This window comes from Mycobacteriales bacterium (assembly GCA_036497565.1).
GTDB lineage: Bacteria > Actinomycetota > Actinomycetes > Mycobacteriales > QHCD01 > DASXJE01.
In genome coordinates, this window is sequence record DASXJE010000048.1 from 1 (window position 1) to 3,143 (window position 3,143).

Consider the following 3,143-nt stretch of genomic DNA (forward strand, 5'->3'; position numbering starts at 1 on the left):
GCCCACGGGCAGGACGGGAACGAGACGATGACCGTCATCCGCATCGGCCCACACACCGAGCTGAACATCTTCGTGATCGAGGGCAACACCGAACCCGAGCGTCAAACCCCCATGTGGGGGCGGGGTCGCATTGATCACGTCGGCCTGCAGGCCGCCTCACCCGAGGCGTTCGCCACGATCCGGCGGCGGCTGATCGATAAGGCGGCCAGTGATGGCACCGTCAACGACTTCGGCGCGGTCCGCAGCATCTTCTTCCGCGACCCCGACGGACTCGAAGGAGAAGTGCTGATTGCGAAGGCCTCACCCCGATAGCCCGGTCAGGGTCGCCAGGACCGCAGCCAGACGGTGTTCGGCGACTGGAGCAGGCCGGCCAGCGTGGCGTCGGTCAACACGGTGGCGGTGTCAGTGACGACGTATCCCTGTTCACCTCGGGTGGACAGGGACTGTCCGACCACGTTGACCCCGGTGTCGGCGAGCATCCGACTGATGCCGGCCAGCACGCCGGGCACGTTCCGGTGCAGGTAGCCCATCCGAAATGCGCCCGCGGGTTGCGGAAGGACCACCTGCGGCAGGTTGACCGAGAGTGCGGTGCCACCCGTCGTGACGAAGCCGAGCAGCTTGTTGGCTACGAAGTGCCCGATCTCCTCCTGCGCCTCTTGTGTCGAGCCGCCGACGTGGGGGGTGAGGATGACGTTGTCGAGGCCCCGCAGCGGGGAGTCGAAGGGGTCGCCCTGCGCCTTCGGCTCGATCGGGAAGACGTCGATCGCGGCGCCGGACAGATGCCCGGAGAGGATGTTGTCCCGCAACGCGGCGTCGTCGACGACCAGGCCGCGGGAGGCGTTGATGAACACCGCGCCCGGCTTCATCGTGGCGAACTGCTCCGCGCCGAAGAGCCCCGCGTTGCCCGGCCGCCCGTCGACGTGGAGGCTCACCACATCCGCCTCGGCCAGTAGCTCGTCCAGCGAGCCGACCTGCCTGGCGTTGCCGTGGGCCAGCCGGTCCGCGGTGTCGTAGAAGATCACCCGCAGCCCGACCGCCTCCGCGACGTTGGACAGCTGGGTGCCGACGTTGCCGTAGCCGACGATGCCGAGCGTCCGGCCGCGGACCTCGTGGCTGCCCTTCGCCGACTTGTCCCAGATCCCCTCGTGCATCCGCTGGGTCTTCTCCGGCAGCCGGCGAGCCAACGCGACGATCTCACCCAGCACCAGCTCGACGACGCTGCGGGTGTTGGAGAACGGCGCGTTGAAGACCGCAACACCGCGATCGGCCGCGTCAACCAGATCCACCTGGTTGGTCCCGATGCAGAAGCACCCCACCGCCAGCAGATCCTTCCCCGCCTCGAGCGCCCGCGGGGTGACCTTGGTGTTGGAACGGATCCCCAGCAACGACACTCCGGGCAGCTCATCGACGAGCTCGTCCTCGCTCAGGGAGGTCGAGCGCACGTCGACCTCGAAGCCCGCCCGCCGGAACGCCTCTGCCGCGACCGGGTGGATGTTTTCCAGCAGAAGTACCTTCACGTGATCAACCTAATCTGGCCGGGTTTCGATGCGGCGGCGGAGTCGCAGCCGCGCGCTCTGCAGCTGCGCGCTCTATCGACAGTAGCGTCGGTGGCGTGCCGCGGCACACGCGCCGGTAGCAGCTGCGCCTTCGCTCTCAGCGAGTCCTGACGGCCTCGCCGAGCCAGCGGCAGGCGAGAAGGGCGAGGCCGAGATCGAGGCTGCCGTCCTCGACGCGGCGGCCGAGCAGCCGCTCGGCGGAGCGGATGCGGTACTGGATCGTGTTCTTGTGACAGTTCATCAGGCGTGCCGTGGCGGTGGCGCTGCAGTTCGCCGTCGAGTAGATCCGCAGCGTCCGGCGCAGCTCCTCCTCGCGGCGGCCTTCTGAGGCGAGCTGTCCGAGGGTTTCGGCGACCCAGGCGCGGGCGCGGGGGATGTCGGCGCAAAGAAGCGCCAGGCTGGACACCTCGCGGTACGGGAAAACCGCGCCCACGTCATCGCTCGCCGCCAACCCGACCTCGTAAGCGGCGCTGGCTTGGCGATGGGAGGCGATGAATCCGTCGAAACCGTTGGCGGGTTCACCGAGGGCGACCCGAACCGGGGAGGGGGCCGCGGGGAGCAGCTCGGGGATCGCCGCGACGTCCACCCGGGTCTGGCCGGCCAGGGGTAACCACACCCACAGGGTCGTGTGATCGCGCGCCACCACCAACGGCCGACTCCGGCATCGAGCCAGCCGGGCCAGTTCGGTCGCGACGTTCTTGATTCGGAGGAGCTCCTCGCCCGAATCCCCCCGTTCGGCGAACCAGACGATCGCGGCGAGGTGCCGTTGCCCGAGCCGGTAGCCGAGGCCGGCCTCCGCCTCGGCGAGATCGGTCGTAGTGCCCCGGAGCAGCGCGGCGACCAGGCCGACGCGGGCCGACTCCTCCTGCTGGCGCCACCGTTCCCGCTCGGCCTCGTACTCAGCTGAGAGACCACGGCACACGAGGTCGATGTAGGAACGCACGAGGCCGCTGACCTCAGCCGTCTCCGACACGAGCTCATCGATGTCGGTGGTCAGCGTTGCGAGCTCGCGCATGCACTGCTGCACCCAGTACCACTCGGCGAGCTCGTAGCCGCGCACGATCTCGTAGAACGGCACATCGTGCTGAGCGACCCTGCGGACCAGCGCGACTCCCCCGAGGGGCGGTTCCACCCGTGCCAGATCGTCCGGATGCGCCATGACCTGCAGGAGCAGCTCGATATTGGTCTGCGCCGACGAACGCACCCACTCATGTTCGACCTCGTCGCTGCCGAGGCGCTCGACCCGCTTCTCGACCAGTGCGGTCAGGGAGTCGACGATGCGGGTGGACCGCGCGGCCAGCTGCCTCACCAAGGCGCGCCGCACCGGACTCGTCGTCGTCACCCGAGCAGGATCGTCGACTTGTGCCGATCGGACAACCATTCCGTGGAAGTCTGTCCCGCCGGCCGATGTCATCTATCCCCTGAACAGCTGAAATGGCTCACCGCATACGACGCAGGTGTCGCAGCAGAGGGAGCTCATATGGTCGTCCAGCACGAGTCGGGTGTCATGTCGTCCGGGCCGATCGACACCATCGTCATCGGTGGCGGCCACAACGGGCTGACCTGCGCCGCCTACCTCGCCCGCGC

3 protein-coding genes are annotated in these 3,143 nt (G+C 68.5%); 1 reads left to right on the forward strand and 2 read right to left on the reverse strand.

Translation table 11 applies throughout. The annotated features are described in order from the left end of the window. A partial coding sequence (locus VGH85_04585; GenBank protein HEY2173069.1) for a VOC family protein occupies positions 1–312 on the forward strand: 312 nt, incomplete at its 5' end. A 5-nt stretch (positions 313–317) separates the two neighbouring features. Here VGH85_04585 and serA read toward each other — a convergent pair. Both serA and VGH85_04595 read right to left on the reverse strand, forming a co-directional pair. After that, on the reverse strand, positions 318–1,517 hold the full coding sequence (gene serA, locus VGH85_04590; protein HEY2173070.1) for a phosphoglycerate dehydrogenase: 1,200 nt from the start codon (positions 1,515–1,517) through the stop codon (positions 318–320). Between the two features lie 136 nt (positions 1,518–1,653). After that, on the reverse strand, positions 1,654–2,898 hold the full coding sequence (locus VGH85_04595) for a helix-turn-helix domain-containing protein (GenBank protein ID HEY2173071.1): 1,245 nt from the start codon (positions 2,896–2,898) through the stop codon (positions 1,654–1,656). Positions 2,899–3,143: the final 245 nt, after the last annotated feature.